Annotated in this window: 1 protein-coding gene; it reads left to right on the forward strand. The window is 52.1% G+C overall.

Annotation, left to right across the window (positions count from 1 at the left end; translation table 11 throughout):
• Positions 1-2: 2 nt before the first annotated feature.
• Positions 3-503: helix-turn-helix domain-containing protein (locus WBS51_RS15190; protein WP_342694168.1), on the forward strand; the 501-nt coding region annotated here is incomplete at its 3' end.

Here is a 503-nt window from a genome sequence, read left to right on the forward strand (position 1 = left end):
AAATCGCACTGATGCGCTATGGCGCCATCGCACCTATTATTGCAGGACTTGATGAACGTTATCCAAGCAAGACCGCTTTTTACACGGAAATTTCTGCAAAAGGACTCATGGGACCCGACGGGAAGCTCCATCATTATGCTCCCGCCACCATTGAAAAATGGTATCTGGACTATCAGAACCATGGTTTTGAAGGTCTCGTCCCGAAAGGGCGGTCAGATGCCGGCATGAGCCGCAAGCTTGACGAAGAACTTCAGGAGAGAATCCGGTATTTCAAGACCAACTATCCACGCATGTCTGCGGCCGCTATTTACAGGCAGCTGAAATCCGATGGCTCTGTAATAAACGGACAGGTATCCGAATCCACCGTCAGCCGCTTTGTGAAACGGCTTCAGTCGGAACTGCGGCAGACACCGAACAAGGATATGCGCCGCTATGAACGCCCTCATATCAATGAGGTCTGGTGCGGGGACAGCAGCGTCGGTCCCCGCCTTACAGATTCGGAT

Origin of the sequence: Blautia acetica (assembly GCF_038739805.1) — a bacterium.
GTDB lineage: Bacteria > Bacillota > Clostridia > Lachnospirales > Lachnospiraceae > Blautia.